The sequence below is a fragment of the Pseudooceanicola marinus genome (assembly GCF_002786295.1).
In the GTDB taxonomy this organism is placed as follows: Bacteria; Pseudomonadota; Alphaproteobacteria; order Rhodobacterales; family Rhodobacteraceae; genus Pseudooceanicola; species Pseudooceanicola marinus.
Map to the genome: position 1 here is coordinate 364,894 of NZ_PGTC01000017.1, position 24,740 is coordinate 389,633.

Sequence of the window (24,740 nt, forward strand, 5' to 3'; positions counted from 1 at the left end):
GATGGCGATCATGTGCTTCATGCGCCGATCCTTAGCCTGTCGGGCCGGATCTGCCAAGGGGGATGATGCGCCCCGCGCGGCTAGAGATGACCCAGGGTGACCGCGCGGGCCCAGTCCTCGCGCCCGGCGGCGCGGGCGCGGGCGGCCATGGCGGTGCTGTCGTAGGGCACGTGGCGGTGGCAGACCTGCCACCCCTCGGCCCGGCGTGCGACCAGGGCATAGCTGGCCAGCGGGTGCCCGGCGGCCACCACATGGGGCACGAGCGCCGTGTCGCTGTAGGCCGGGCAGCCGACCGAACCGGGGTTCAGCAGCAGCTGGCCCGTGGGCAATGCCCAAAGACCGGGCAGATGGGTATGGGCGCAGATCAGCAGGGGCGCGGTGGTGCCGCGGGCCTCCTCGGCCATCTCCTGCGGCGCGCGCAGCTGCACCTGACCGTCTTCGCCCGCCACATGGGTCCAGTAGCGGTCATCAGCGCGGGGCGTGGCGTGCCAGGCCTGCACATCGCCGAAATCCAGCCCCTCGGGCAGCCCGGCCAGCCAGCGGAAGGCGGCGGCGTCCAGCGCCGCATGGGCGATCCGGTCCGACGGCCCCAGGGCGGCGGGCGGACCTTCCAGAAGGTAACGATCATGATTGCCACGCAGGGCGTGACAGTCCAGCGGCAGCAGCAGCTCGGCCGTGCCGGCCGCATCCAGCGGGCCGGAGAAATGATCGCCCAGCACCAGCAGCGCGGCCGAGGCCGGCAGCACCTGCCGCAGATCCGCCAGCACCGCGCGCAGGGCATCGCTGTTGCCATGCACATCGGCCAGCACCGCGAAGCGGTCGGGCAGCGCGGGGCGGGGTTCCAGGGGAAGAAGCGGGCCGGTCATGTCAGCAGCCTGACCCGCCGGCCCGGCCCGAGACAAGCGCAAAAACCCTTGCGCCGCAGCCCGCTCTGCCCGACGCTCCGGCCAAGAGCCGACAGGAGAGCCCGATGCACGACCCCGCCCCCGCCTTCCGCGCCCTGCACCGCAAGGGACACCCCTTCGTCCTGGCCAACGCCTGGGACGCCGGATCGGCCCGAATGCTGGCCGCGCTCGGCGCCCAGGCGATCGGCACCTCCTCGGCCGCCTTCGGCTTCACCCTGGGCCGGCCCGACGGCAACGTCACACGGGACGAGGCCCTGGCCCATGCCGAGGCGCTGGTGGCCGCCACGCCCCTGCCCGTCTCGGGCGATTTCGAGAACGGCTATGGCGACGACCCCGACACGGTGGCCGAAACCGTGCGCCTGGCGGCCGAGGCGGGGCTGGCCGGCATCTCGATCGAGGACAATCCGCCGGGCGGCGCCACCTCCTACGATCACGACCTGGCGGTGGAAAGGATCCGCGCGGGCGCGGCGGCGGCGCGCGCCCTGCCCGGTGACTTCGTGCTGGCCGCGCGGGCCGACGGGGTGATGAACGGCACCTACGACATGGCCGAGGCGCGGGCCCGCTGCGCGGGCTACGAGGCCGCCGGCGCCGATGTCCTCTACGTGCCCAGCCCGCCCAGCTTCGAGGATCTGCAGGCCCTGGTCGAAAGCACCGACCTGCCCGTCAACGCCCTGGCCGCCGGCCACCTGGCCAGCTACTCGGCCGAGGATTTCGCCCGTATCGGCGTGGCGCGCATCTCCCTCGGCTCCGCCCTGGCGCGGGCGACGCATCGCGTCATCATCGACGCCATGCAGGAGATTTACGAGGACCGCAGCTTCTCCAAGCTGAAGAAATCCGTGGCGGGCGACGTGGTCGACGCACTGCTGCTGAAAGGCGCGCGGCCCGACTGAGACGCGCCCTCAGGCCTGGCCCGGCTGACGGCTGGCCAGCAGCAGCAGGCCGAACAGCACCATGCCGCCGCCCGAGGCGCGCTGGAACCAGTGCATGCGACGGGCGGCAAAGCGCGCGGCGAAGCGGCCCGCCAGGGCGTAGATGGTGATCGCGCAGGCCTCCAGTCCCAGAAACAGCGCCCCGAGGGTCGCATAGCTTGTCCAGTAGGCCTGCGTATCCACGAACTGCGGGAAGAAGGCGGCGAAGATCAGGATCGCTTTCGGGTTGCTGACCGCCGCAAGCCCCTCGCGCCGCGCCGCCTGACGCAGGCTGGCGGGCACGTGCCCCTGCCCCCGCGCATCGACCGTCGGACGGGTCCGCAGCAGTTTCACGCCCAACCACAGCAGGTAGAGCGCGCCGGCCACCTTCACCACGCCGAACAGAAGGGCCGATGTCGACATCAGCACGCCCAGCCCCAGGGCACTGGCGGCGATCATCGGCACGAAGGCCGCCAGCCGGGCCATCGCGGCGGCCAGGGCAAACGGCACGCCGCGTTCCGCGCCGTGGGTCAGAGACAGCAGGTTGTTCGGCCCGAACGCCAGGTTCAGGGCGAAACAGGCGGGGATGAAAACCAGCAGGTCGATCATGGGGGCACTCCGCAGTAAATCCGCGCGAGATAGAGCATAACTGCGCGCCCCAGGCCAGACCACGCGCCGCCCTGCACGACTGGCCCCTGCCCGACTGGCGCCGCAGCCAGAGCGAACCGCATTCCGGCGCCGGAATGCAGAACGGCCCCGGCGTTTCCACCGGGGCCGCTATGTCACGCCCGCAGGCGCCTCAGTCGGTGACGGTGACCGTCCGCATCATGTCGGGCTCGCCCGCGACCGCCCCGCTGCGGCCCTGGCCGCGCTTGATCTGGTCGACAACCTCCATGCCCGAGGTCACTTCGCCGACGACCGTGTACTGGCCGTTCAGCGAGGGGTACTCGGTGAACATGATGAAGAACTGCGAGTTGGCGCTGTCGGGGTCCGAAGACCGCGCCATGCCGACGACACCCCGAGTGAAGGGGATGTCGGAGAACTCGGCCGGCAGATCCGCATAGTCGGAGCCGCCGGTGCCGGCGCGACGCATGTCGCCCCCCTCGGAGGGGTTGCGCGCATATTGCACGTCGCCGGTCTGGGCCATGAAGTTCTCGATCACCCGGTGGAAGTAGACGCCGTCATAGGCGCCTTCCTCGGCCAGGGTGGTGATCCGTTCCACGTGCTGCGGGGCAACATCATCGAACAACTCCACATGGACGGTGCCATTGGCCTGGCCCGCGATCTCGATGTCCAGCCCGGTGGCCAGCGCCGGTCCCGCCAGCGCCACCAGGGCCGCGGAGAGGGCCAGCTTACGCATCGGCGGCCACCTTCACGGAGATCATCATGTCGGGATCCGCCGGCGGCTCGCCCTTGGTGATCGCGTCGACGTGTTCCATTCCCTCGATCACGCGACCGTAAACGGTGTACTGGCCGTTGAGGAAGTGGTTGTCCTTGAAGTTGATGAAGAACTGCGAGTTGGCGGAGTTCGGGTTCTGGCTGCGCGCCGCGCCCAGGGTGCCCCGGTCGTGGGGCAGCTTGGAGAACTCGGCCGGCAGGTTGGGCAGGTCGGAGCCGCCGGTGCCCGCCATGCGCAGGTCGAAGCCCTCGTTCTTGTTGCCGTTCTTCACGTCGCCGGTCTGGGCCATGAAGCCGTCGATCACGCGGTGGAAGACGACGCCGTCATAGGCACCGGCGCGGGCCAGTTCCTTCATGCGTTCGGAATGCTGGGGCGCCACGTCGGGCAGCAGCTCGATGGTGACGGTGCCGCTCTTCAGCTCCATCACGATGGTGTTCTCGGGGTCCTTGATCTCGGCCATTTGCCAGTCTCCTTCCGGTGTTTGCGCCAGCATTATGCAGATGTAACCCGATTGCCAAGGCGGGCTGGTTGACCATGGGCCGGGAAGCGGCCATCACTGGTCCGACCAAGACGCCAAACGCATCCGGGAGAACCTCTATGGGCTGGAAAACGCTTGATGACATGGACCTTGACGGCAAACGGGTGCTGACCCGGGTCGACATCAACGTGCCCGTGGAAAACGGAAAAGTGACCGACGCGACCCGGATCGAACGAATCGTTCCCACGGTCGAGGCGATCCTGGAAAAGGGCGGACAGCCCGTGCTGATCGCCCATTTCGGCCGCCCCAAGGGCAAGGTCGTGCCCGAGATGTCGCTGCGCGTCACCCTGCCCGCCCTGGAAGAGGCCCTGGGCCGCAAGGTCGTCTTCATCGAGACGCTGGAGGCCGCCAAGGCCCACACCAACGAACAGGACAAGGCCGAGGTGCTGCTGCTGGAGAACATCCGCTTCCACCCGGGCGAGGAGAAGAACGACCCCGCCCTGGCCAAGGAACTGGCCTCGCTGGGTGATGTCTACTGCAACGATGCCTTCAGCGCCGCGCACCGGGCCCATGCCTCGACCGAGGCCCTGGCACATGAGCTGCCCTGCTGCGCCGGTCGCCTGATGCAGACCGAGCTGGAGACGCTGGAAAGCGCGCTCGGCAAGCCGCAGCGCCCGGTGGTCGCCGTGGTCGGCGGCGCCAAGGTCTCCACCAAGCTGGATCTGCTGGGCAACCTGGTCGAGAAGGTCGACCGCCTGGTGATCGGCGGCGGCATGGCCAACACTTTCCTCGCCGCCCAGGGCATCGACGTGGGCAAGTCGCTGTGCGAACACGACCTGATCACCACCGCGAAGAAAATCATGCTGAAGGGCCTCGACGTGGGCTGCGAGGTGATCCTGCCCTCCGACGTCGTCGTGGCGCGCGAATTCAAGGCGGGCGCCGAGAACGAGACCGTCTCGGTCACCGACTGCCCCGCCGACGCGATGATCCTGGACTCCGGCCCCGACGCCGTGGCCCGGATCGGCGCCGCCTTCGAGACCGCTCATACGCTGATCTGGAACGGCCCCCTTGGCGCCTTCGAGATCGAACCCTTCAACGCCGCCACCGATGCCGCCGCCCTGAAGGCGGCCGAGCTGACCAAGGCCGGCAAGCTGAAATCGGTCGCCGGCGGCGGGGATACCGTGGCCGCGCTGAACGCCTCGGGCGCGGCGAAGGATTTCACCTATATCTCCACCGCCGGCGGCGCCTTCCTGGAATGGATGGAGGGCAAGACCCTGCCCGGCGTGGCCGCGCTGGAAGCCTGATCCGCGCCCGCCGGACTGATGGAAAGAGGCAGGAACGCCGTCCCTCCGGGGGCGGCGTTTCGCGTTTCGCCGCCCTTTTCCGCGGTGATCCGCCCGCCGGGCCGGGGCCGCGGGCACGTTAGCGCAACCTGAATTGCCAGCGTTACACAGCTCGCCTAGGAAGGGAGCAGAGGGGGACCGCACCGCGCGGACCCGATTGGTGTAACCCAAGAATTTCAGGCGAAACACATGTCCGACACGATGCAGGCCGAGATGGTCAAATCCGATCCCGCCATGGCGGAACAGATGCGCTCCGGCGACGGGTTCATCGCCGCGCTCGACCAGAGCGGCGGTTCGACCCCGAAGGCGCTGAAGCTCTATGGCGTGGGCGAAGATGCCTATTCCAACGACGCCGAGATGTTCGCCCTGGTCCACGAGATGCGCGCCCGGATCATCAAGTCGCCGGCCTTCAACGGCAACAAGGTGATCGCGGCGATCCTGTTCGAGCGCACCATGGACGGCGAGATCGACGGCACGCCCGTTGCCGAATACCTGTGGAAGGAATGCCGCGTGGTGCCGCTGCTGAAGGTCGACAAGGGCCTGGCCGCCGAGGAGGGCGGCGTGCAGCTGATGAAGCCGATGCCCGAGCTGGACGCGCTGTGCGAGCGCGCCGTGGCCAAGGGGATCTTCGGCACCAAGATGCGCTCGGTGGTCAGTGCCGCCACGCCCGAGGGGATCAAGGCCGTGGTCGCCCAGCAGTTCGAGGTGGGCCAGCAGATCCTGTCGCACGGGCTGATCCCGATCATCGAGCCGGAGGTGACGATCAGCATCCCCGACAAGGCCGAGGCCGAGGACCTGCTGCGCGATGCCATCCTGGCCCAGCTGGACGCCCTGCCCCAGGGCACCCAGGTGATGCTGAAGCTGACGCTTCCCGAGAAGGACAACCAGTACAAGCCCTTGGTCGACCACCCCGCGGTGATGCGTGTCGTCGCGCTGTCGGGCGGCTATGCCCGCGACGAGGCGAACGAACGGCTGTCGCGCCAAACCGGCATGATCGCCTCCTTCAGCCGCGCCCTGACCGAAGGCCTGTCGGCGGATCAGTCGGACGAGGAATTCGACCAGACACTGGCCACCTCGATCATCTCGATCTACGACGCCTCCGTCGCCGGCTAACCCCGGGTTTCCAGAAGGATTTCAGGGGCGTCCACCGGGCGCCCCTTTCGTCTGGCCCTCTCACGAATCTTTTTGCGTGATCGTCACGATTGGGGATTCACATCGCGAATCACCTGTGGCATGATTCGCCTACACCGCCCGACAGAGGCGGGTCATTGAGGCAAGCATGAGCAACGAGTCGCGCCCGGCATTCGGGCTGTTTCTTTATTTCGGCGCCATCCTGATGTTGGGGATGTATTTCACCTTTGCCGCCGTGCAGGGGGAATACGGCCTGTTCCGACGGGCAGAGGTGGTGGCCGCGAATGAAGATCTCAGCGCGGAGCTGGCGCGGCTCGACAGCCGCATCGAGGAGATGGCGAACAAGACCGCCCGTCTCTCCGATGACTTCCTGGATCTCGATCTTCTCGACCAGCAGGCCCGCGACGTTCTGGGCCTGGTGCGCGTGGATGAGTTCGTCCTGCGCTGAGGCGCCCTCCCTTCCATCGAGATGACCGTTGCGCTGTCCAGCCTGGACAGCAGTAGGACTCTGCCCCTTCGCCGCTGAAATCGCCCCTGGACGATTTCCAGGACGCGGCCCTGTCCCCCGGTTTTTCGGCAAAGTGAAGATTTAGGGCGCAGTCCTCTGTCCCCCAGATGACGCACCCAGAGGCGCGGTGCACCAGGCGCGCAGCGGCGCGGCGCCGGACGGCCGGATCGGCGCCCGAGGCGAAAGGCCCATGGACAAGGGCGAAAACCCCTCTAGTCTTGCACTGACGGCAACCCGGCCAACTGCGGTGATTTTGACCCTCGCATCACGGGCGGTTATGCTGTAGGAGATAGTTTAGCGTTAAACTATCCAAGATTTGCATTTCGACTCACGGGGAGGACACCGCATGGCGACCCGCAAATCCGCAGCCAAGCCGAATGTTTCGGCGGATGAGCTGAAGAAATATTACCACGACATGCTGCTGATCCGGCGCTTCGAAGAGAAGGCGGGCCAGCTTTACGGCATGGGGCTGATCGGTGGCTTCTGTCACCTCTACATCGGCCAGGAAGCCGTTGTCGTCGGTCTGGAAGCCGCGGCGGAGGAAGGCGACAAGCGCGTCACCTCCTACCGTGACCACGGCCACATGCTGGCCTGCGGCATGGATCCCAACGGCGTGATGGCCGAGCTCACGGGCCGCGAAGGCGGGTATTCCAAGGGCAAGGGCGGCTCCATGCACATGTTCTCCAAGGAGAAGGACTTCTACGGCGGCCACGGCATCGTCGGCGCCCAGGTGCCGATCGGCACCGGCCTGGCCTTCGCCGACAAGTACCTGGGCAACGACCGCGTCTCCTTCGCCTACTTCGGCGACGGCGCGGCCAACCAGGGCCAGGTCTACGAGAGCTTCAACATGGCGGCCGTCTGGAAGCTGCCGGTGATCTTCGTGATCGAGAACAACCAGTACGCCATGGGCACCGCGCAGAAACGCTCGACCTCCTCGGCCGAGATCTACAAGCGCGGCGAGCCCTTCGGCATCCCCGGCCAGCTGGTCGACGGCATGGACGTGCTGGCGGTCAAGGAAGCGGGCGAGAAGGCCGTGGCGCACTGCCGCTCGGGCGAAGGCCCCTACATCCTGGAAATCAAGACCTACCGCTATCGCGGCCACTCCATGTCGGACCCGGCGAAGTACCGGACCCGCGAGGAAGTGCAGAACATGCGCGAGAAGCATGACCCGATCGAGCACATCCGCCAGATGCTGATCGACGGCAAGCACGCCTCCGAGGACGACCTGAAGTCGATCGACAAGACGATCAAGGACATCGTCAACAACTCTGCCGATTTCGCCAAGGAAAGCCCCGAGCCCGCGCTCGAGGAACTGTGGACCGACATCTACGCGGATGAAATTCCGCAGCACGACGCCTGAGGGAGGATCGCAAATGCCTACTGAAGTTCTGATGCCCGCCCTCTCTCCGACGATGGAGGAAGGCACCCTGGCCAAGTGGATGGTCAAGGAAGGCGACACCGTGTCGTCCGGCGACATCCTGGCCGAGATCGAGACCGACAAGGCGACGATGGAATTTGAAGCCGTCGACGAAGGCACCATCGGCAAGATCCTCATCGAGGAAGGCACCGAGGGCGTGAAGGTCAACACCCCGATCGCCGTGCTGCTGGAAGAGGGCGAAAGCGCCGACGACATCGGCGAGGTCTCCGCCGCACCCGCCGCCGACAGCTCCGACGACAGCGACGAGGAGGAGGCCCCGGCCCCCGCCAAGGCGCACGCCGCCGCCAGCGTCCCGGCCGAAGTCAAATCCAACGCCTCGCCCGACTGGCCCGAAGGCACGGAAATGAAGGAACAGACCGTCCGCGAGGCCCTGCGCGACGCCATGGCCGAAGAGATGCGCGCCGATGAGCTGGTCTATGTCATGGGCGAAGAGGTGGCCGAGTACGAAGGCGCCTACAAGGTCACCCAAGGCCTGCTGGACGAGTTCGGCTCGAACCGCGTCGTCGACACGCCGATCACCGAGCACGGCTTTGCCGGTCTCGCCGTCGGTGCGGCCTTCGGTGGCCTGAAACCCATCGTCGAGTTCATGACCTTCAACTTCGCCATGCAGGCGATGGACCAGATCATCAACTCCGCCGCCAAGACGCTGTACATGTCTGGTGGCCAGATGGGCGCGCCCATGGTCTTCCGCGGCCCGAACGGCGCTGCCGCCCGCGTGGCTGCCCAGCACAGCCAGGACTATGCATCCTGGTACGCGCATATCCCGGGCCTGAAGGTCGTCATGCCCTACTCCGCCTCGGATGCGAAGGGCCTGCTGAAACAGGCGATCCGCGATCCGAACCCGGTGATCTTCCTGGAAAACGAGATCCTCTACGGCCGCTCCTTCGAGGTGCCGGTGCTGGATGATTTCACCATTCCCTTCGGCAAGGCGCGCATCTGGCGCGAGGGCAGCGATGTGACCATCGTCTCCTTCGGCATCGGCATGCAATACGCCCTGCAGGCCGCCGACAAGCTGGCCGAGGACGGCATCAGCGCCGAGGTCATCGACCTGCGCACCCTGCGTCCCATCGACTACGACACGGTCATCGCCTCGGTGATGAAGACCAACCGCTGTGTCACTGTCGAGGAAGGCTTCCCCGTCGGCTCCATCGGCAACCACCTGTCGGCCACGATCATGGAACGCGCCTTCGATTACCTCGACGCGCCCGTGCTGAACTGCACCGGCAAGGACGTGCCCATGCCCTATGCCGCCAACCTCGAGAAGCTGGCGCTGGTGACCACGGATGAGGTCATCGCGGCGGTGAAGAAAGTCACCTACCGCTAAGGAGAGAGAGCAATGCCCACGGAAATCCTGATGCCCGCCCTCTCTCCCACGATGGAAGAAGGCACGCTGGCCAAGTGGCTGGTGAAGGAAGGCGATACGGTCAGCTCCGGCGACCTGCTGGCCGAGATCGAGACCGACAAGGCGACCATGGAATTCGAGGCCGTCGACGAAGGCGTCATCGGCAAGATCCTGGTCTCCGAAGGCAGCGAAGGCGTGAAGGTGAACACCCCGATCGCCGTGCTGCTGGAAGAGGGCGAAAGCGCTGACGACATCGACAGCGCCGAGGCGCCCAAGTCGGAGGCGAAGTCCGAGGCCAAGGCCGACGACGGTGCCAAGGCAACGGACGAGGTTCCCGGCGCCGGTACCCAGGGCGGCGCGGCCGCAGGCACCGGCAAGACGCCGGACACCCCTGCCCCCGCAGCCCCCAAGGATGCCGACGGCAAGCGCATCTTCGCTTCGCCCCTGGCGCGCCGCATCGCCGCGCAAAAGGGTCTGGACCTGGCCAGCCTGAAGGGCTCCGGCCCGCATGGGCGGATCGTGAAGGCCGATGTCGAGGCTGCCGAGGCCAAGCCCGCCACCGCCAAGTCCGAGGCTGCCGCGCCGAAGTCCGAAGCCGCGGCCCCGGCCGCTGTCGGCACCGGCCCCTCGACCGAAGCCGTCCTCAAGATGTACGAGGATCGCGAGTTCGAGGAAGTGAAGCTGGACGGCATGCGCAAGACCATCGCCGCCCGCCTGACCGAAGCCAAGCAGACCATCCCGCACTTCTACCTGCGCCGCGACATCAAGCTGGACGCGCTGATGAAGTTCCGCAGCCAGCTGAACAAGCAGCTGGAAGGCCGGGGCGTGAAGCTGTCGGTCAACGACTTCATCATCAAGGCCTGCGCCCTGGCGCTGCAGTCCGTGCCGGATGCCAATGCCGTCTGGGCCGGCGACCGGGTGCTGAAGCTGAAGCCGTCGGACGTGGCCGTGGCCGTGGCGATCGAAGGGGGCCTGTTCACCCCGGTGCTGAAGGACGCGGACATGAAGTCGCTGTCGTCCCTGTCGGCGGAGATGAAGGACCTGGCGGGCCGTGCACGCGACCGCAAGCTGGCGCCGCATGAATACCAGGGCGGGGCCTTCGCGGTCTCCAACCTCGGCATGTTCGGCATCGACAACTTCGACGCGGTCATCAACCCGCCGCATGGCGCCATCCTGGCCGTCGGCTCGGGCGTGAAGAAGCCGGTCGTCAACGACGAAGGTGAGATCGAGGTGGCAACGGTGATGTCCGTCACCCTGTCGGTCGATCACCGCGTCATCGACGGGGCCCTGGGCGCCGAGCTGCTGAAGGCCATCGTCGAGAACCTGGAGAACCCGATGGTGATGCTGGCCTGAGGCCAGGCGCCCGTCGCGAAAGATCCGGAAACGCCCGCGAGGAGAGATCCTTGCGGGCGTTTTTTCATGTCCGGACGCCGGTTTGGTGACCTAGTCACAGACCCTGGCGCCCGCCCCGGTCTAGACCGGTCCGGCGGGAGGAGAACCGCATCGAAGGACCCGTCATGGACTGGAAAGACTACCTCGACGACACGTCGGACGCTTTGAACCGTATCCGCAAGGTCAAACCCCAGATCGGCGAAGGGTTCACCGCCCTGCACAAGGCCACCATGGCGCCCGGCGCCCTGTCGACGAAGGAGAAGGAGTTGCAGGCGCTGGCCATCGGCATCTCGCAGCGCTGCACCGATTGCATCGGCTTCCACGTCCGCGCCGCGCAGCGCGCCGGCGCCACGCGCGAAGAACTGATCGACACCATCGGCGTCGCCGTGATGATGGGCGGCGGCCCCGCCTATATGTACGGCGCCAAGGCGATCGACGCCTGGGATGATCTGGGCTGACCTGGGCTGAACGCCCCGCCTCCCGACTTTTGCCGCCCCGCCAGGGCGACGCCCCATCAACCGAAGGACACAGACGATGGACTGGAAAGAAATGCTCGGCGACACGACCAAGGGTCTGCGCGAGATCAAGAAGGTGAAACCGGAGATCCAGAAGGGGTTCGGCGCGCTGCACAATGCCGTTCTGGACGACGGCGTGCTCTCGGTGAAGCACAAGGAGCTGCAGGCGGTTGCCATCGCGGTCGCCATGCGCTGCAACGATTGCATCGGGTCGCACATCGTCTCGGCGATCAAGGCCGGCGCCACCCGCGAGGAACTGGTCGATACCCTGGGCGTCGCCGTCCTGATGGGGGGCGGCCCCGCCTATATGTACGCGGGTCATGCCATCGACGCCTGGGACGAGCTGTCGGATTGATCCGGGCCCCGCGGCGCGGCCCTGCTGCCCCGCAGGCTTTCGCCCGTGCCCCCTTCCGGTTCCCGCCCGGGCGGCCTAGGGTCGCCCGGCACGCAAAGACCCGGAGGCCGCATGCCCATCACCCACTACGGCGTCTGGACCGGCACCCCGGTCCGGGTGGATGCGGAACGGGCCGACCAGGACGCCGAAAGTCCGCATATCCACCTCTACTTCGAGGATGGAACGCCGGGGCGGTTCGACGGGGCCAAGCAGGCGGCGATCAACGTGAAATCGCTGACCGCCGTGTCGGAACTGGTCTACTGGCACCTGCCCGACCTGCGCCACCCGATCACCCAGGCCCTGGCCGAACTGCCGCAGGGCTTTCGCCGGCTGACCAGCAAGCCCGGGGGCGTGGCGCTCGACTACATCCGCTCGAATATCCTCGATTTCAGTGCCGGGCGCGTGTTGCCCCATGACCTGCCGGGGCGGCAGCCCAACGACCTGATCGACTTCGTTCTGCCGGAGCTGCGCGCGGCCATCGCCCTGGGCGCCCGGGTGCATCTGCTGGGGGAACCCTACGACGATCTTCAGGGGCTGCACGACCTGCACATGAACCAGGGCAGCCACGGGCGCTTCCGCAAGGACAACGGGCCGTGGCAGGACGGCGCCGTGCTGCTGCACTACCCGCATGAAGACCGCTATGCCGGGCTTTTCTTTGCCTTCGTCAGCCAGGCCGTGCACACCCACAACCGTACCGGCCACCCCCTGCCCGGCGCCGAAAGCTTCGCCGATCTGCTGGGCTTTCAGGCCAACGCGCCGGAGGCCGGCACCGCGGGCTGGCTGCCCGAGGCGCCGCCCGCCCTGCCCGACCGCCGCGTGGCAATCATGGGGGCGCTGGTCAATCCGCGCGGGTCCGACATCTTCCCCGATGAGCTGGATCAGCCCGAAAGCGTCTACCTCGTGAACCGCTCGGACGAGGGGCTGTCGCTGGCGGGCTGGTCGATCGTCAACACCATGGGCGAGGCCCGGGTGCTGTCGGGCGATGCCTGGCTGGCCCCCGGCGCGGTGCTGACCGTGCCCATGGAAGGCGTCAGCCTGTCGAACCGCGGTGGCACGATCACCCTGCTGGATCCGGCCGGGCTGAAGGCCGATGGCGTCAGCTATACCGCCGCAGAGGGCAAGCCCGAGGGCCGCATCCTGACCTTTCGGCCAGGCTACTGATACCCCGGGCCGTCGCGCATGAAAAAGGGCGCCCGGCGGGCGCCCTTTGCTCTTCGCTGTCGTGATCCGGCGGGGTCAGCTGTTGCCCAGCAGTTGGTCCATGCTCAGCGCCGGCTGGTCGCAGCCCGCCTTGCCCACGATCTTGGCCGGCACGCCGGCCACGGTCGTGCAGGGCGGCACCTCGTGCAGCACCACCGACCCGGCCGCGATGCGCGAGCAGTGACCGACCCGGATGTTGCCCAGCACCTTGGCGCCGGCACCGATCAGCACGCCATCCTCGATCTTCGGATGGCGGTCTTCCTCTTCCTTGCCGGTGCCGCCCAGGGTCACCGAATGCAGCATGGAGACGTTGTCGCCCACCACGGCGGTTTCACCCACCACGATGGAATGGGCGTGGTCGATCATGATCCCCTTGCCGATGCGGGCGGCGGGGTGGATGTCGATGCCGAAGACCTCGGAATTGCGCATCTGGAAGAAATAGGCCAGGTCCTTGCGCCCCTCCTTCCACAGCCAGTGCCCGATACGATGTGCCTGCACCGCCTGGAAGCCCTTGAAATAGAGCAGCGGCTGGATGAAGCGATGGCAGGCGGCGTCGCGGTCATGGATCGCCACGATATCGGCCCGCGCCGCATGGGCGATACCCGGATCGGAGGAGATCGCCTCGTCGCAGATCTCGCGCAGAAGCTGGCCGGGCATTTCGTCCGAGGCCAGTTTCATCGCCACGCGGAAGGCCAGCGCGCGTTCGATGGAGGGGTGGTGCAGGATGGTGGAGTGGACCAACCCGCCCAGAAGCGGTTCCGCCGCCACGGCCTCGTCGGCCTCGCGCAGGATGCGGTCCCAGACGGGGTCGAGCTCCGCCAGCTTGGGGTTGCTATGTGCCATGGTCTTTTCCCGTTGCGGGCCCGGGGGCGGCCCTGGATATGCTCTGACCATAGCAGATAGGCACGTCGGGGAAAATGCAAAGCCGTGACACTCCCGATCACGAACGGGAATGCCACGGCTGGGGATCTTTCGATCCGCTGGTGACAGATCCTACGCCTGGAAGACCAGCCGCGAGCCTGCGCCAGGGCCGAAACTGGCCGAGACCTGCGCCACCTCCAGCTCGGCGAGCCCGCCGACGCCATCGGCGGCCTGGGCGCCGGCACTGTAGGTCCAGCCCGTCGCCTCGACCGTTTCCTCGCGGATCACGGCACCGCCCTGGCGGATCCGCAGCAGGAAGGACAGGCTTTCCTCACCCAGGGGGACCTCGGCCAGATCCCAGCTGTCGCCCTCGACCCGCGTGCGGCGGACCCAGCTGAAGGCGATGTCGCCGCCCGCCTCAGCTTTGGCGCGCAGATGACAGGGCGCATAGGGTTTCAACCCGATCCCGTCGAAGGCCAGCACCTCATGCAGGTAACTCGGGTCATCGGGGCCGCGCTGCGCCGGGCCGGTGCGATAATGCCGCGCCAGCCGCCGCTGGCTGGGCGCCAGGGTGATCTGTTCCGGCACCCCGTTCAGCAGCACCACCCAGGAGCCTTCCGGCCAGACCTCGGGCATCAGCGCCCCCGACCCCAACTGCCCGCGCAGGCGGTGGCTCAGAAGATAGCTGCGTTCGCCGGTCAGCACCGCATCGCGGAACTGGAACAGCTCCCAGTTGCCGGGCTGGCCGTCGCCGATGGCCATCAGGTTGGCCCCCGACAAAAGCGCCTCGTGCTCGACCGAACTGAGCGCGCCCGAGGTCAACGTCACCCCCAGGGGGGCGCCCCGGTCCACCCGGCCTGCCGGGCCGCGCGCCAGGTCGGTCGTGGTCACCCCGATGGTCGCCCGTGCCTCCAGCACCCGGTCCAGCTGATACCCCGCGTCCGAGGCGGAGGCATAAACTGCAGCCGCCCCTGGCCAGGGCGCCGACGTCACCGCCACATGCGGGGCATGGGGCACCTCGTCGCCGCGCATCAGCGGCAGGTCCAGCCACAGGGGCAGGACCGGCAGCGGCGGGCTAAAGGGCGTGACCCGTGGCACCGTCTCCACCGGCGCGCCAGGCTCATAGATCTCGGCGGCAATGCGCACCGCCTCCACCTGGCTCAACACCCCATGCTCGGCTCGGTCGATCCGGTAGAGCACATCACCGGTCTCCTCGGCCACTTCGACCACATCCCCGGCCCCGATGTCCCGGCGCGACGGCGGCAGGGCAAAGCGCAGCGTGTCCCGCGCCACCCGCGCCTCCGCCAGCCAGCGTTCGACCACCTGCCGGCCCTCGCCCCGGCTCATCGCCAGGGGGATCTCGCTGCCGGCGACGCTGCGGCTGTCGTCATCGGGCAGGATCGCCTCCTCGGTGATCGCCTCGAACTCGGCCCCCGCCTCGACGAAGCGCAGACGCACGCGGCCCGCCATCTCCGCTTCGGGCGCGCGCTGGCGTTCCAGCGTACCCTCCAGTTCAGGCGAAACCGCCAGCCCCTCTCGCTCGACCCGCGCATCCACGCGCCCGTCGCGCATGATGAACCGGATCACCCCGTCGCGTTCCACCGCATCGAACCCGTAGCGCAACATCAGCGGCTGAAGCGCGGCGCGCGGCGTGCGCAATTCATCGTCTAGATAGCCGCTGACAACACCATAGAGACCACTGACGTCGTAGTGCTGCAGACCGGCCGCGACGCATATTTCGCTGACCACGGAGGCCAGGGATCGCGACGACGCCCGCCCGGTGATCCAATGCCCCGCCGCATGGTTGCCACCGTCGCTCCACAGCTCGCGGTTGTTGGGGAACACGGGATAGGGCCGCGCGTCCCAGGCCCAGACGAAGGCGCGCGACATGTCCAGCATCGGCCCGCCGTATTCCACCGAGAGCGGGTTGTGCGACGGGTCCGTCCAGTAGTCGTGCATGACCCGCAGGTACTGCTGTTGGATCACCTCGTCCCTTGCGCCGGTCGAATAGTACGGCACGGCACTTTCCGAGCTCTTGGGATCGAGGAACTTGTTCGGCTGGTTTGTGCCCTTGTCGACGGCGGCGCACCCCAGTTCGGTGAACCAGATCGGTTTCGACTGCGGCACCCAGTCGGTCGGCACCTCCTGCCGCACCCCGCCGATCCTTTCGTGGTGATCGTTCAGCCACCAATTCCGAAGGTCCTTCACCCGCCAGACCCAGGGCTCCCCATGGGCGCCATCCGTGATCGGCGTGCGGATCTGCCCCGCCCGCGCCTCCTCCGAATGGTAGTACCAGTCGTAAAGCTCCCCGCCCTCGATATTGCCCGCAAGGTAGCCCGGATCGTAGATCGTGGCATGGTCGGCGGCATCCAGATGCGCGTCCCCCTCGCGCCAGTCGGACAGGGGCAAGTAGTTGTCGATCCCGATGAAGTCGATCTGCGGATCGGACCACAGCGAATCAAGGTGGAAGAATCTGTCGCCAGTGCCATCCTGCGGCTGGTAGCCGAAATATTCGCTCCAGTCGGCGGCATAGCCGATCTTCACCTCCGGCCCGAGGATCGCCCGCACCTCCGCCGCCAGCGCCTTCAGCTCGGCCACGGCCGGGAAACTGTTGCCCGCCCCACGCAGCTGGGTCAGCCCGACCATCTCGGACCCGATGCAGAAACTGTCGACACCGCCGGCTGCCGCGCAAAGGGCCGCGCCATGCAGGATGAACCGACGGAAGCCCCATTCGTTCGGACCGCTGTAGCTGACATGCCCGCCCGCGGTGCCAAAATCCGAGGCCGATGCCGTGCCGAAGAAATCCGCAACCTCCTGCGCGGCCAGGGCCGTGCCATCTGGCGAGCCGGGCCGCCCGGGCGCCTCAGATCCGGTGATCCGTCCCCGCCAGGGCAGATGCGCCTGCCCCTCCTCGTCGCTGTAGGGGTCGGGCAAGGTGTTGCCCGCCACCTGGTCCATAAGGAGGAAGGGATAGAACATCACCGCCTTGCCCCGGGCCCGCAGCTCCTGGATCGCCTCGATCACCGAGGCATCCGCCGGCGTGCCGCCATAAAGCAGTTCGTCCGCCTCGTCCCGCACGACCAGTTCCGCCGTCTCCCGGGTCAGCCCGGCCACGCGCCAGGGCATCTGTTTGCCGTCGAACTTGCGCTGTTCGACCTTGGGCCGGATCGTGCAGTCTCCACAACGCAGGTCATCACCGAACCAACTGACAATCAGCGACACGGCCTCGCAGCCGGTCAGGCTGTCGTCCAGCTGATCCAGCGCGGTGGCCAGATCACTCTGACCGGAGGCGGAGTTCAGGTTGGCCTGGCCGACATTCCCGGCGCCGTAGTCGTAGGTCACATGGCTGGTCGCCAGCGCATACTCGCCGCTGCCCGGCATCAGGGCCACGGCCCGCACGGCATGGGCCACCTCCTCCTTCGCCTCGGGCAGTGAAAGCGGGGCGGGCCGGATCACCTCAAAGGTGAACTGCGGCACCCGGTTGCCGAATTGCTCCAGCTCCAGGTCCTCGAAGACGACATAGGCCGTGCCGCGATAGGCCGGCACCTTGCCCGCACCCTCGACCGCCTCCATCTTCGGGTCCGGCACCTGGTCGGCGCTGCCCGTGTAGACCTGCATGCCCAGGTCCGCCGGGGCGACCTCGGCGCCATCGGCCCAGATCCGCCCGACGCCCGAGATCTCGCCCTCACAAAGCGCGACAGCCAGGCTGACGGAATAGGAATAGCGCGTCACCTTCGGGCTGGCCGGGCGCCCGCCCTTGCCGCCGCCGCCGCCGGAGGTCTCGGCGGTCTCGCGGAACTCCGACGCCCAGATGACCTGACCGGCCACCCGCATCCGCCCGTAGAGCCGCGCGATCGGATCGCCCTCGCCCACGCCGATCAGGCGGAACCGCTCCATCCGGCCCGTTTCCACCGCCTCGGCGCCCTGCCCCATGAGCCGCTGGTCGATGAGACGCCCCAGGGTCGCGCCGACGAACCGCCCGGCTGCCACCGCCGAAAGCCCCAGGACAGAGCCGCCGATAGAGCCGCCGATGGCCGCGCCGGCGGCGGAAAGAAGAACCGTTGCCATGAAAATACCTCGTCAGGAAATCGGGTCGGGAAAGCGGAAGGCCGCCACGATGCGACGGCGCCAGGGACCGCTCAGCGGGCTTTCGACCACCGCGTGGCCGGAATAGGCGTGGATGAACCGGGGCGCCGTGCCGTCCTGCGACAGGATGCCGAGGTGTTTGGCGACCGCATCCGCCCGCATGCGGAACAGAAGCACGTCGCCAGGCTCGGGCGCGCCCGGGCACGGGTGCAGGTGCCGCAGGGCCGCGCGCCACAGCCGCTCGTCGCGCTGCGGCTCGGACCAGTCGGGCGTATAGGCCGGCACCTCTTCCGGCTCCGCCCCCAGCACCTCCCGCCAGACCCCGCGCAGGAGGCCGAGGCAGTCGGTCCCCGCCCCCCGAACGGATCCCTGATGCCGGTAGGGCGTCCCGATCCAGCCGCGCGCGGCGGCCACGAAGACATGCCCCCGGCTCATCGCCGCGACCCGCCGCCGGAGCCGCCGCTACGGGCGGGGTGAACGGTCAGCCAGTCCTCGCCCGGGATGTCCGGGAACCCCTGGTAGTTCAGGATGTTGTCGAACTTGGCGCCGCAGGTGTCGAACCGCTTGTCGCAGCCCGCCTCCAGCAGGTATCGCGCGCCGTCGCCCGGGGATGCGGCCAGCGGGGTCCAAAGCTCGATCTCTCGCCCCTCACCGGTGTCACGGTCGGCCTTGATCGGCACCATCAGCCCGGCGGCCGGACCGCTGCGAACCTCCAGCCGGCCATGGGTGAACCACCCCTCGGCATACCCCGCCAGCGGTGGAAAGCGCAGGGTCGACAGGTCGGTGACCTCCGTCGCCTCGACCTCCAGGCGATAGCCGGGTTGATCCAGATCCACCGCGCAGCCCGCACCACCCAGCACCGCTCCGCAGGGTTTGCGATAGACCCGGCCTATCGGCTGATTCAGCACCTCCGACAACCCGCGAAGCTCGGCACGGAATGCACCGGCGGCGCGGGTCATCTCTCCGATCGTGCCGCGAAACACCTGCTGGCGCTCTTCCGGGGCAGCCCAATTCACCAGCCAGGCGACGATCTCCGCCCCATCGAACCGGCCCGCCTCAATGTCCTCCTCGCTGAGCGCCGTATCGTTCAGCGCGCCGATGGCCTCGCTGTTGTCGACCGACAGGCCCGTGCCCTGTTGCAGGGCAGAGGCCGACAACCCGGTGTCGGCACGGAAGGTGACCCCGCCAAAACTCAGATCGCGATCATGGTCGGTGAACCCCATCACAAGGCCGTCGCGCCGGGTGATCGCCCAGGCATGACAGGTGGTCGTGGCACCACTTTGCAGATGGGCGGAAAGCGCAGCATCGAAGGACATCAGACCCGCACCTCCACCACCGGCACATTCGGCACATCGCCCGCCCGGAACGACGCGACCGAGGTCTGGATGCGGTCGGTGTCGAACCGCACCGGCACGTCGAACTCGAACCCGGCGGTGACCTCCATGCCCAGCTTGGGCGGCTCGGCAAAGGTCACGATCCCGGTCGTCGTATCGACCTCGTAATGAATCCCCTCCTGCAGCTCGTCATCCTCGACGCCCGCACGCACTGTCCCGGCCACCGGCTTGGAGATCGGACGGGCGTAACTCTGCGCGCCCGATCGATAGACCTTCATCAACGCAAAGGCCCGGGTCTCGCCGTCGCCCAGGGCAATCACCTGGTCGCGGAAATCCACCTCCGCGCTTGGCAGGCAGGACCGGAAGTCGGACCAATCCTTCCAGCGAAACCCGTGCAGCTGGCCCTGGCGGGCCTCGAAAAAGGCGATGAGCACCTCCACGTCGTCAAGCGAACGCATGGAAACCCCGGCGTCATAGCGCCGCCGGGAATGAGCCCAGGGGGTGTTGCGTTCCTCGAATCCGTTGGCCAGCGTCACCACTTCGGTGCGCCGCTCAGGCCCCCCGGTGGATCCGAAGGACAGGTTGGCGGGAAAGCGGACCTCGTGAAAGGACATGGCGACCTCCTCAGCGGTTGCGCTGACCGCGCGACAGCGCCCGGCCCATCTGTGCGGCGATCTGACTCTGGGACCGGCGGAAGCCATCGACATCCGGGGTGGTCACGTTGATGACCACGCTGACCGGGCGCTCCCCGCCTTCCATCCGCACGCCGAGCGACCCATCGGCGCCGCGCGACAGCGGCATGATCGCCTCCGGCCCCGCCTCGCCCATAAGGCCCGTAGCCCCGCGCATTGGGAAATAGGTGGGTGAGGACACGACCCCGCCCTTCGCGAAGGGCAGCACGCCCTGCACCAGGCTGCCGACCCCCTGGGCGATCATTCCCCCGAAGTGGTCAGTGATCGGTTTCACTGCCGCCGAATAGGCGGCATTCGACATCGACATGGCGACGGTCCGCATGGCGTCCGACAGCTTCATCCCGTCGAACAGCACCCCATCCAGCGCCCGGCGCAGCCCCCGGCTGAGGCCCCGCTCCAGGGTCTGCACATCCTTGCCCGTCTCGGCCAAGGCGGCGCGGATCCGGCGCAGCTCACTGTCGAACCCGGCGGCCATGTCGGCCGCACCGCCCAGGCTGTCGTCCAGGATGTCCACCTGCGCCTGCAGCGCCTCCACACCATTCAGCTGATCACTCATCTCGCTCTCCCTTGCCCATGGCAGCCATGCCGTCCGGATAGGCCGCCAGCAATTCGTCCAGTCGCGACCGGCCCAGGGCCGCGGCCGCCCCTTGCCGTTCCCCCAACATCAGGCGCAGCTCGGCCGGCGTCAGCGCCCAGAACTCTGCCGGGCGCAGGCCCAGGCCGCGCAGACCGGCCTGCATCAGGGCGGGCCAGTCCAACCCGCTCACCCCGCATCCTCCGGCAGGGCAAAGGCACGGGCCATCAGCTCGGCCGCCTTGCGCGCGGCCTGCATCGGCCCGCCCTCGATCTCGGCTTGCATCAGATCCTCGGCCCGCCCCTGCCAGCCGCCACCGCGCAGGCCGGCCACGATCAGCGCCAGCACGTCGCGGGTGGAAAAGGCCCCGGCCTCGAACCGCTCCGCCAGCTCGACCAGACCGCCGGCCTCCAGCAGCGTTTCCAGCTCGGCCAGCGCGCCCAGGGTCAGCTTCATCACGTGGCGCTGCCCGTCCAGGATCAGCGCCACTTCTCCGGCATGAGGGTTGGCCATGTCAGAGCGCCGTGAAGTTCAGCGCGCCGGCCGAGGCCATCGACAGCTCGTAAGTCGCCTCACCGTTGTGGGCGCCCGCGTATTCGATCGAGGTCACCTGGAACGGCCCCTCGATGATGCCGAAATCAGGGATCACCACCTGGAAGTTCGGTGTCTCGCCATCGAAGAAGATCTGCCGGGCGCGTTCGTCGCTGCCCGCGTCCCGGAAGACACCCGATCCGCTCAGGCTCGCAGACCGCACGCCAGCCCCGGCCAGCAACTCGCGCCAGCCGCCCTGGCTTTCCAGGCTGGTCACATCGACCGTTTCCGCGTTGAAGCTCAGCCGCGAGGCGCGCAGCCCCGCCAGCGTCTCGAACAGACCGGCGTCGGTCATGTCCACCTTGATCAGAAGGTCCTTGCCATTCTGCGCCACCATCATCGTCACTCCGTCGAAAGGGTCAGGTATCGTGGACCCGCGCGCGATAGCGCAGGTCGATGCGGCGCAACTGCCCCGCTTCGTCGCGTCGTGCGCGGGCCTTCAGGAAATGCAGGCCCGCCAGGACGCCGCGCGACAGCGCCGGCAAAGGCTGATCCAGCGCATCGCTGACCGCCGCCGCCACCGCCTTGGCCGTCTGGAACCCCGCCTCCGAGGTCACGACCGAGATCACCAGGTCATGCTGCGCACCGCCGCCACACATGGTGGACCAGTCACGCGCCTGTTCGGGGCCAAGGGCCACATAGGTTTCGGGGGCCGGGCCGGCGGGCGGCGCATCGAAGATTGCACTGCCCACCAGGGACGAGAGACCGGGGTCCGCCGTCAGCCGGCTGTAGATCGCTTCCTGCAGCGCGGCGGCCATTGCATAGCTCATGCCAGAACCTCCTCTCGGGCGCGGCACAGCAGGTAGCGGCCCGAGGCATCGCTTTCCTGCACCGCATCGATCAGGTAGATCCGGGCATCGTCGCGAAACCGCTGGCCCGGCTGCGGTCGGCTTTCGGCCCCCTGGGACGCGCCCCGCACGGTGATCTTCAGGCGCTGCTGAAGGCTGGCCAGTCCGGCGCGATCCCGGGCGGCGCCCGACCCCGGCCGCACTTCGGCCCAGAGCGTGCCCAGGGCTTCCCAGCTGCCGGTGTAGCCGCCGCTGCCATCGGGCTGGCGCACCTCCTGTTCCAGCACCAGCGGGCGGGTCAGACGCGGGCTCATGCGCCACCTCCCAGGCCGATGCGGATCGGACGATACCGCTCCAGCAGCGCGGTGACCCCGAAGGGCGTACAGCCTTTGCCAAGCGCCACATCATGCCGGTACTCATAGTAATGCGCCGCCATCAGCAGCACCGCCTGCGCCAGATCCGGCGGCACCGTGCCCCAGTTGGTTGCGGCCCCAGCCGTGATGAGGACCTCGGCCCGACCACCCGCCGGCAGCTTCGGCAGGGCCCCTGAAACCGCCCGCAGACGTGGCTCAAAAGGATCCAGCTGCAGATCATAATTCTCCTGCGGCTCCTCCGTCTCGGCTCCTGCCGCGTCGATCAGCGTCAAGCCGTCGAAGGACACGACCGGCGCGACGGGAAAGGGCTGGCCCTCGGGACGGCTCCAGCCGTTCACGATCCAGCGGAGCTGGCGCTGGTAGATCACCTGCCCCGTCCGGCCTTCGATCGCCGACAGCGCGGCCCGCAGGTATCCCTCCAGGATGCTGTCCTGCGCGCTGTCCTCGGCAAACCCGCTGCCCAGGTGCAGATGCTGCTTCAGCGGCGTGATCGGAAGCAGATCCGCATCCACCTGGCTGACTTCAATCAAGATCATGGTCATACTCCGATACCCGGAACCTGCGAGCCCAGCCGTTCACGGCGGGGCTGATACCCTCGACGCGTGCCTCCGAACGCTGCTCGGACGGAGGGAGCTGCTGGACAGCGCCGAAAGAGACACGCGCCCGACAGGGCCGGTCACCCGGCCCTGCCGATCCGTCACGCCTCAGGAGATGGCGAACTTCAGCAGCTTGATCGCGGCAAAATCGCTGACATCCCCGCCGACACGCTTGGTGGCATAGAACAGCACGTGGGGCTTGGCGCTGAACGGGTCGCGCAGCACGCGCAGGTCGGGGCGCTCCGCCACGGTGTAGCCGGCGCGGAAGTCCCCGAAGGCGATGGAATAGCTGCCGCCAGCGATGTCGGGCATGTCCTCGGCGATCAGCACCGGATAGCCCATCAGGCGCGCGGGTTCCCCGGCCGACAGCCCGTCCGACCACAGGAAACGGCCGTCGAGGTCCTTCAGCTTGCGCACGGCGCCTGCGGTCTTCGAATTCATCACGAAGGTCCCGTTGGCGCGGTAGCGCGCACCCAGCGAATAGACCAGGTCGACGATCGCGTCGGCCGGGTTCGTCGCGTCGAAATCGCCCGAGGTGCCGGTCACCACATAGCCCAGGTTGCCCCAGGACCAGCTGTCCTCGGCCACCTTGGTCTGGGTGAGGAAACCGGTCGGCTTGTCGGTGCCATCGCCGTTGATGAAAGCGTCGGCCTCGGCGCGGGCGAACTTGTCGCTGATGCGCTCAGCCAGCCAGCCCTCGACGTCGAAGGCGCTGTCGTCCAGCAGGCGCTGGCTTGCCTTTGGCAGGGCGGACAGCTCGAACAGCTCGATCGAGATGCGATCGACGCCCGGTGTCGTAGTCTCGGTCACGCTGGTCTCGTCGTTCCAGCCGGCGCCCATGTCCGTGGTGTCGACCAGCACATCGTAGGAGGTGGCGTTCACATGCACCACGTTGGCGATCTGCCGGATCGAGGCCGCCCCCAGCAGGGAGGAACTGATTTTGTCCGAGGTCTGCGGGTCCAGCAGATAGCCGCCGTCACCGGAGATGGCCAGGGCCTTGCCTTCAAGTTCCAGGCCGCGCAGGCCGTCGTCGTCGCCGGTCCGCAGGTAGGCGCCGATGGCCTTCTGATGCGGGGCCTCGGTTTCGGCGGCAGAGGCAAGCGCCGGACGCGCCGCGGTCAGGGATTTGCGATCAAGCATGGTCAGTCGGCTTTCCTGTTGTTGAAGTCGTGCATCAATATCGGAGCGGAAACCCTTGAACTCCCGCATGAAATCCGAAATTGCGGATTTCACCTCGGCCACCGGGGAGAGGCACTCCCCGGTCCGAGGACTGGTCTCGGTATTCCCCATCATCATCTCCTCCGATGGATCGTGAGAGAGCGCCTCAGCACTCGCCCAATTCGGCGCCTGCGGCCCGAAAGGCCGCTGCCACTTCGCGCAGGGCGTCGTCGGTCAGGGTGTCCCCCTTGGCCGCGACCCGCGCACTGGGCAGCATCGGGAAGGTCACCAGGGACACCTCCCAAAGCTCCAGTTCCGTCAGGAGCCTGCGGCCCCCCTCGTCCTTCGCAGCCCGCTTGGTGCGATAACCGATGGACAGCCCGTCGATGGCGCCGGCGCGCACCAGGGCGGCGGCCTCCCGGCCCTTCGCGACGCTGTCCAGCAGGCGTCCCTTCACCCACAGGCCGGTTTCGTCCTCGCGGATCTCTTCCCAGACGCCGATCGGCTGGGCCGGGTCGTGCTGCCACAGCATCTTCACCCGCCGCCCCTCGGCCGCGATCCGCGACAGCGAGCCCGCATAGGCGCCCTTGGCCACCACGTCGCCGCCCTGGTCACAGGTGCCGAACCGCGAGGCGTAGCCCTCGATCTGCAACCCGTCCGCATCCACCACCAGCTCGGCGTCGAAGCGGTGGAACTTGCACTCCAGACCGGTAAACCCCTGAGTATCCATCAC

At 67.8% G+C, this 24,740-nt stretch carries 28 protein-coding genes; 10 read left to right on the forward strand and 18 right to left on the reverse strand.

Annotated features, from left to right (window positions below; translation table 11 throughout):
• Window positions 1-80: 80 nt before the first annotated feature.
• Window positions 81-866 (reverse strand): metallophosphoesterase family protein, encoded by a 786-nt coding sequence (locus tag CVM50_RS13625; protein WP_085886961.1) that lies wholly within the window; start codon window positions 864-866, stop codon window positions 81-83.
• A 104-nt stretch (window positions 867-970) separates the two neighbouring features.
• Between CVM50_RS13625 and CVM50_RS13630 the strand changes: the two genes are divergently transcribed.
• The gene (locus CVM50_RS13630; protein ID WP_085886962.1) at window positions 971-1,795 is read left to right on the forward strand and encodes an isocitrate lyase/PEP mutase family protein; all 825 of its coding nucleotides are present in this window, start codon (window positions 971-973) and stop codon (window positions 1,793-1,795) included.
• A gap of 9 nt (window positions 1,796-1,804) precedes the next feature.
• Here the strand turns inward: CVM50_RS13630 and CVM50_RS13635 are convergent, their stop codons facing one another.
• The 3 genes from CVM50_RS13635 to CVM50_RS13645 all read right to left on the reverse strand — a co-directional run bounded on the left by CVM50_RS13635 (window position 1,805) and on the right by CVM50_RS13645 (window position 3,672).
• Window positions 1,805-2,422, reverse strand: coding sequence for a LysE family translocator (locus CVM50_RS13635; protein WP_085886963.1), 618 nt, complete (start codon window positions 2,420-2,422; stop codon window positions 1,805-1,807).
• A gap of 190 nt (window positions 2,423-2,612) precedes the next feature.
• A complete protein-coding gene (locus CVM50_RS13640; protein ID WP_085886964.1) occupies window positions 2,613-3,173 on the reverse strand; it encodes a peptidylprolyl isomerase in 561 nt (186 codons plus the stop codon).
• A complete protein-coding gene (locus CVM50_RS13645) occupies window positions 3,166-3,672 on the reverse strand; it encodes a peptidylprolyl isomerase (RefSeq protein WP_085886965.1) in 507 nt (168 codons plus the stop codon). The genes CVM50_RS13640 and CVM50_RS13645 overlap by 8 nt, the downstream gene beginning before the upstream one ends.
• Before the next feature lie 137 nt (window positions 3,673-3,809).
• Here CVM50_RS13645 and CVM50_RS13650 point away from each other — a divergent pair, with 137 nt between their 5' ends.
• From CVM50_RS13650 to CVM50_RS13690, 9 genes are all read left to right on the forward strand, one after another.
• On the forward strand, window positions 3,810-4,994 hold the full coding sequence (locus CVM50_RS13650) for a phosphoglycerate kinase (protein WP_085886966.1): 1,185 nt from the start codon (window positions 3,810-3,812) through the stop codon (window positions 4,992-4,994).
• Window positions 4,995-5,222: 228 nt separating this feature from the next.
• Window positions 5,223-6,146, forward strand: a complete 924-nt coding sequence (locus CVM50_RS13655; protein WP_232618244.1) for a fructose bisphosphate aldolase — start codon at window positions 5,223-5,225, stop codon at window positions 6,144-6,146.
• 166 nt (window positions 6,147-6,312) lie between these two features.
• Window positions 6,313-6,612 carry an FtsB family cell division protein gene (locus CVM50_RS13660; RefSeq protein ID WP_085886967.1) on the forward strand — a complete coding sequence of 100 codons (300 nt, stop codon included), beginning with the start codon at window positions 6,313-6,315 and terminating at the stop codon, window positions 6,610-6,612.
• Between the two features lie 406 nt (window positions 6,613-7,018).
• Entirely contained in the window at window positions 7,019-8,032 is a 1,014-nt protein-coding gene (pdhA, locus tag CVM50_RS13665) for a pyruvate dehydrogenase (acetyl-transferring) E1 component subunit alpha (protein ID WP_085886968.1), read from the forward strand.
• 13 nt (window positions 8,033-8,045) lie between these two features.
• On the forward strand, window positions 8,046-9,434 hold the full coding sequence (locus tag CVM50_RS13670) for a pyruvate dehydrogenase complex E1 component subunit beta (protein ID WP_085886969.1): 1,389 nt from the start codon (window positions 8,046-8,048) through the stop codon (window positions 9,432-9,434).
• Between the two features lie 12 nt (window positions 9,435-9,446).
• Window positions 9,447-10,805 carry a pyruvate dehydrogenase complex dihydrolipoamide acetyltransferase gene (locus CVM50_RS13675; RefSeq protein ID WP_085886970.1) on the forward strand — a complete coding sequence of 453 codons (1,359 nt, stop codon included), beginning with the start codon at window positions 9,447-9,449 and terminating at the stop codon, window positions 10,803-10,805.
• Window positions 10,806-10,969: 164 nt separating this feature from the next.
• Window positions 10,970-11,302 (forward strand): carboxymuconolactone decarboxylase family protein, encoded by a 333-nt coding sequence (locus CVM50_RS13680; RefSeq protein WP_085886971.1) that lies wholly within the window; start codon window positions 10,970-10,972, stop codon window positions 11,300-11,302.
• Window positions 11,303-11,378: 76 nt separating this feature from the next.
• A complete protein-coding gene (locus CVM50_RS13685; protein ID WP_085886972.1) occupies window positions 11,379-11,714 on the forward strand; it encodes a carboxymuconolactone decarboxylase family protein in 336 nt (111 codons plus the stop codon).
• 111 nt (window positions 11,715-11,825) lie between these two features.
• Complete coding sequence (locus CVM50_RS13690; protein WP_085886973.1) at window positions 11,826-12,914, forward strand: DUF2278 family protein; 1,089 nt, start codon at window positions 11,826-11,828, stop codon at window positions 12,912-12,914.
• Window positions 12,915-12,989: 75 nt separating this feature from the next.
• Here CVM50_RS13690 and cysE read toward each other — a convergent pair whose 3' ends face one another.
• From cysE to CVM50_RS13760, 14 genes are all read right to left on the reverse strand, one after another.
• Window positions 12,990-13,796, reverse strand: a complete 807-nt coding sequence (gene cysE, locus CVM50_RS13695; RefSeq protein ID WP_085886974.1) for a serine O-acetyltransferase — start codon at window positions 13,794-13,796, stop codon at window positions 12,990-12,992.
• A 150-nt stretch (window positions 13,797-13,946) separates the two neighbouring features.
• A complete protein-coding gene (locus CVM50_RS13700; RefSeq protein ID WP_085886975.1) occupies window positions 13,947-17,882 on the reverse strand; it encodes a baseplate multidomain protein megatron in 3,936 nt (1,311 codons plus the stop codon).
• A 12-nt stretch (window positions 17,883-17,894) separates the two neighbouring features.
• Window positions 17,895-18,335, reverse strand: coding sequence for an NlpC/P60 family protein (locus tag CVM50_RS13705; protein WP_085886976.1), 441 nt, complete (start codon window positions 18,333-18,335; stop codon window positions 17,895-17,897).
• Window positions 18,332-19,216: a DUF2163 domain-containing protein gene (locus CVM50_RS13710; protein ID WP_085886977.1), complete on the reverse strand. Its 885-nt coding sequence runs from the start codon at window positions 19,214-19,216 to the stop codon at window positions 18,332-18,334. The genes CVM50_RS13705 and CVM50_RS13710 overlap by 4 nt, the downstream gene beginning before the upstream one ends.
• The gene (locus CVM50_RS13715; protein ID WP_085886978.1) at window positions 19,216-19,848 is read right to left on the reverse strand and encodes a DUF2460 domain-containing protein; all 633 of its coding nucleotides are present in this window, start codon (window positions 19,846-19,848) and stop codon (window positions 19,216-19,218) included. The genes CVM50_RS13710 and CVM50_RS13715 overlap by 1 nt, the downstream gene beginning before the upstream one ends.
• 10 nt (window positions 19,849-19,858) lie before the next feature.
• A complete protein-coding gene (locus CVM50_RS13720; protein ID WP_085886979.1) occupies window positions 19,859-20,482 on the reverse strand; it encodes a phage tail tape measure protein in 624 nt (207 codons plus the stop codon).
• The gene (locus CVM50_RS13725; protein WP_085886980.1) at window positions 20,475-20,693 is read right to left on the reverse strand and encodes a rcc01693 family protein; all 219 of its coding nucleotides are present in this window, start codon (window positions 20,691-20,693) and stop codon (window positions 20,475-20,477) included. Before CVM50_RS13725 ends, CVM50_RS13720 begins: the two co-directional genes overlap by 8 nt.
• Entirely contained in the window at window positions 20,690-21,013 is a 324-nt protein-coding gene (locus CVM50_RS13730; RefSeq protein WP_085886981.1) for a gene transfer agent family protein, read from the reverse strand. The genes CVM50_RS13725 and CVM50_RS13730 overlap by 4 nt, the downstream gene beginning before the upstream one ends.
• A 1-nt stretch (window position 21,014) precedes the next feature.
• Window positions 21,015-21,428: a phage major tail protein, TP901-1 family gene (locus CVM50_RS13735; RefSeq protein WP_085887275.1), complete on the reverse strand. Its 414-nt coding sequence runs from the start codon at window positions 21,426-21,428 to the stop codon at window positions 21,015-21,017.
• Between the two features lie 22 nt (window positions 21,429-21,450).
• Window positions 21,451-21,861 (reverse strand): DUF3168 domain-containing protein, encoded by a 411-nt coding sequence (locus CVM50_RS13740; protein WP_085886982.1) that lies wholly within the window; start codon window positions 21,859-21,861, stop codon window positions 21,451-21,453.
• The gene (locus CVM50_RS13745; RefSeq protein WP_085886983.1) at window positions 21,858-22,193 is read right to left on the reverse strand and encodes a phage head closure protein; all 336 of its coding nucleotides are present in this window, start codon (window positions 22,191-22,193) and stop codon (window positions 21,858-21,860) included. Before CVM50_RS13745 ends, CVM50_RS13740 begins: the two co-directional genes overlap by 4 nt.
• On the reverse strand, window positions 22,190-22,789 hold the full coding sequence (locus CVM50_RS13750) for a head-tail connector protein (protein WP_085887276.1): 600 nt from the start codon (window positions 22,787-22,789) through the stop codon (window positions 22,190-22,192). The genes CVM50_RS13745 and CVM50_RS13750 overlap by 4 nt, the downstream gene beginning before the upstream one ends.
• Before the next feature lie 168 nt (window positions 22,790-22,957).
• Entirely contained in the window at window positions 22,958-24,139 is a 1,182-nt protein-coding gene (locus CVM50_RS13755) for a phage major capsid protein (protein ID WP_085887277.1), read from the reverse strand.
• Window positions 24,140-24,173: 34 nt separating this feature from the next.
• On the reverse strand, window positions 24,174-24,737 hold the full coding sequence (locus CVM50_RS13760) for an HK97 family phage prohead protease (protein ID WP_085886984.1): 564 nt from the start codon (window positions 24,735-24,737) through the stop codon (window positions 24,174-24,176).
• Between the last annotated feature and the right edge of the window lie 3 nt (window positions 24,738-24,740).

What these genes read in the sequence shown, in the direction of transcription:
- CVM50_RS13720 (WP_085886979.1), bottom strand. Translation starts at nt 20,482, where the DNA reads ATGAGTGATCAGCTGAATGGTGTGGAGGCGCTGCAGGCGCAGGTGGAC.
- CVM50_RS13625 (WP_085886961.1), bottom strand. Translation starts at nt 866, where the DNA reads ATGACCGGCCCGCTTCTTCCCCTGGAACCCCGCCCCGCGCTGCCCGAC.
- CVM50_RS13755 (WP_085887277.1), bottom strand. Translation starts at nt 24,139, where the DNA reads ATGGGGAATACCGAGACCAGTCCTCGGACCGGGGAGTGCCTCTCCCCG.
- CVM50_RS13670 (WP_085886969.1), top strand. Translation starts at nt 8,046, where the DNA reads ATGCCTACTGAAGTTCTGATGCCCGCCCTCTCTCCGACGATGGAGGAA.
- CVM50_RS13680 (WP_085886971.1), top strand. Translation starts at nt 10,970, where the DNA reads ATGGACTGGAAAGACTACCTCGACGACACGTCGGACGCTTTGAACCGT.
- CVM50_RS13645 (WP_085886965.1), bottom strand. Translation starts at nt 3,672, where the DNA reads ATGGCCGAGATCAAGGACCCCGAGAACACCATCGTGATGGAGCTGAAG.
- CVM50_RS13650 (WP_085886966.1), top strand. Translation starts at nt 3,810, where the DNA reads ATGGGCTGGAAAACGCTTGATGACATGGACCTTGACGGCAAACGGGTG.
- CVM50_RS13630 (WP_085886962.1), top strand. Translation starts at nt 971, where the DNA reads ATGCACGACCCCGCCCCCGCCTTCCGCGCCCTGCACCGCAAGGGACAC.
- CVM50_RS13635 (WP_085886963.1), bottom strand. Translation starts at nt 2,422, where the DNA reads ATGATCGACCTGCTGGTTTTCATCCCCGCCTGTTTCGCCCTGAACCTG.
- CVM50_RS13710 (WP_085886977.1), bottom strand. Translation starts at nt 19,216, where the DNA reads ATGTCCTTCGATGCTGCGCTTTCCGCCCATCTGCAAAGTGGTGCCACG.
- CVM50_RS13730 (WP_085886981.1), bottom strand. Translation starts at nt 21,013, where the DNA reads ATGGCCAACCCTCATGCCGGAGAAGTGGCGCTGATCCTGGACGGGCAG.
- cysE (WP_085886974.1), bottom strand. Translation starts at nt 13,796, where the DNA reads ATGGCACATAGCAACCCCAAGCTGGCGGAGCTCGACCCCGTCTGGGAC.
- CVM50_RS13640 (WP_085886964.1), bottom strand. Translation starts at nt 3,173, where the DNA reads ATGCGTAAGCTGGCCCTCTCCGCGGCCCTGGTGGCGCTGGCGGGACCG.
- CVM50_RS13760 (WP_085886984.1), bottom strand. Translation starts at nt 24,737, where the DNA reads ATGGATACTCAGGGGTTTACCGGTCTGGAGTGCAAGTTCCACCGCTTC.
- CVM50_RS13735 (WP_085887275.1), bottom strand. Translation starts at nt 21,428, where the DNA reads ATGGTGGCGCAGAATGGCAAGGACCTTCTGATCAAGGTGGACATGACC.
- CVM50_RS13740 (WP_085886982.1), bottom strand. Translation starts at nt 21,861, where the DNA reads ATGAGCTATGCAATGGCCGCCGCGCTGCAGGAAGCGATCTACAGCCGG.
- CVM50_RS13700 (WP_085886975.1), bottom strand. Translation starts at nt 17,882, where the DNA reads ATGGCAACGGTTCTTCTTTCCGCCGCCGGCGCGGCCATCGGCGGCTCT.
- CVM50_RS13690 (WP_085886973.1), top strand. Translation starts at nt 11,826, where the DNA reads ATGCCCATCACCCACTACGGCGTCTGGACCGGCACCCCGGTCCGGGTG.
- CVM50_RS13675 (WP_085886970.1), top strand. Translation starts at nt 9,447, where the DNA reads ATGCCCACGGAAATCCTGATGCCCGCCCTCTCTCCCACGATGGAAGAA.
- CVM50_RS13660 (WP_085886967.1), top strand. Translation starts at nt 6,313, where the DNA reads ATGAGCAACGAGTCGCGCCCGGCATTCGGGCTGTTTCTTTATTTCGGC.
- CVM50_RS13715 (WP_085886978.1), bottom strand. Translation starts at nt 19,848, where the DNA reads ATGTCCTTTCACGAGGTCCGCTTTCCCGCCAACCTGTCCTTCGGATCC.
- CVM50_RS13655 (WP_232618244.1), top strand. Translation starts at nt 5,223, where the DNA reads ATGTCCGACACGATGCAGGCCGAGATGGTCAAATCCGATCCCGCCATG.
- pdhA (WP_085886968.1), top strand. Translation starts at nt 7,019, where the DNA reads ATGGCGACCCGCAAATCCGCAGCCAAGCCGAATGTTTCGGCGGATGAG.
- CVM50_RS13705 (WP_085886976.1), bottom strand. Translation starts at nt 18,335, where the DNA reads ATGAGCCGGGGGCATGTCTTCGTGGCCGCCGCGCGCGGCTGGATCGGG.
- CVM50_RS13750 (WP_085887276.1), bottom strand. Translation starts at nt 22,789, where the DNA reads ATGATCTTGATTGAAGTCAGCCAGGTGGATGCGGATCTGCTTCCGATC.
- CVM50_RS13685 (WP_085886972.1), top strand. Translation starts at nt 11,379, where the DNA reads ATGGACTGGAAAGAAATGCTCGGCGACACGACCAAGGGTCTGCGCGAG.
- CVM50_RS13745 (WP_085886983.1), bottom strand. Translation starts at nt 22,193, where the DNA reads ATGAGCCCGCGTCTGACCCGCCCGCTGGTGCTGGAACAGGAGGTGCGC.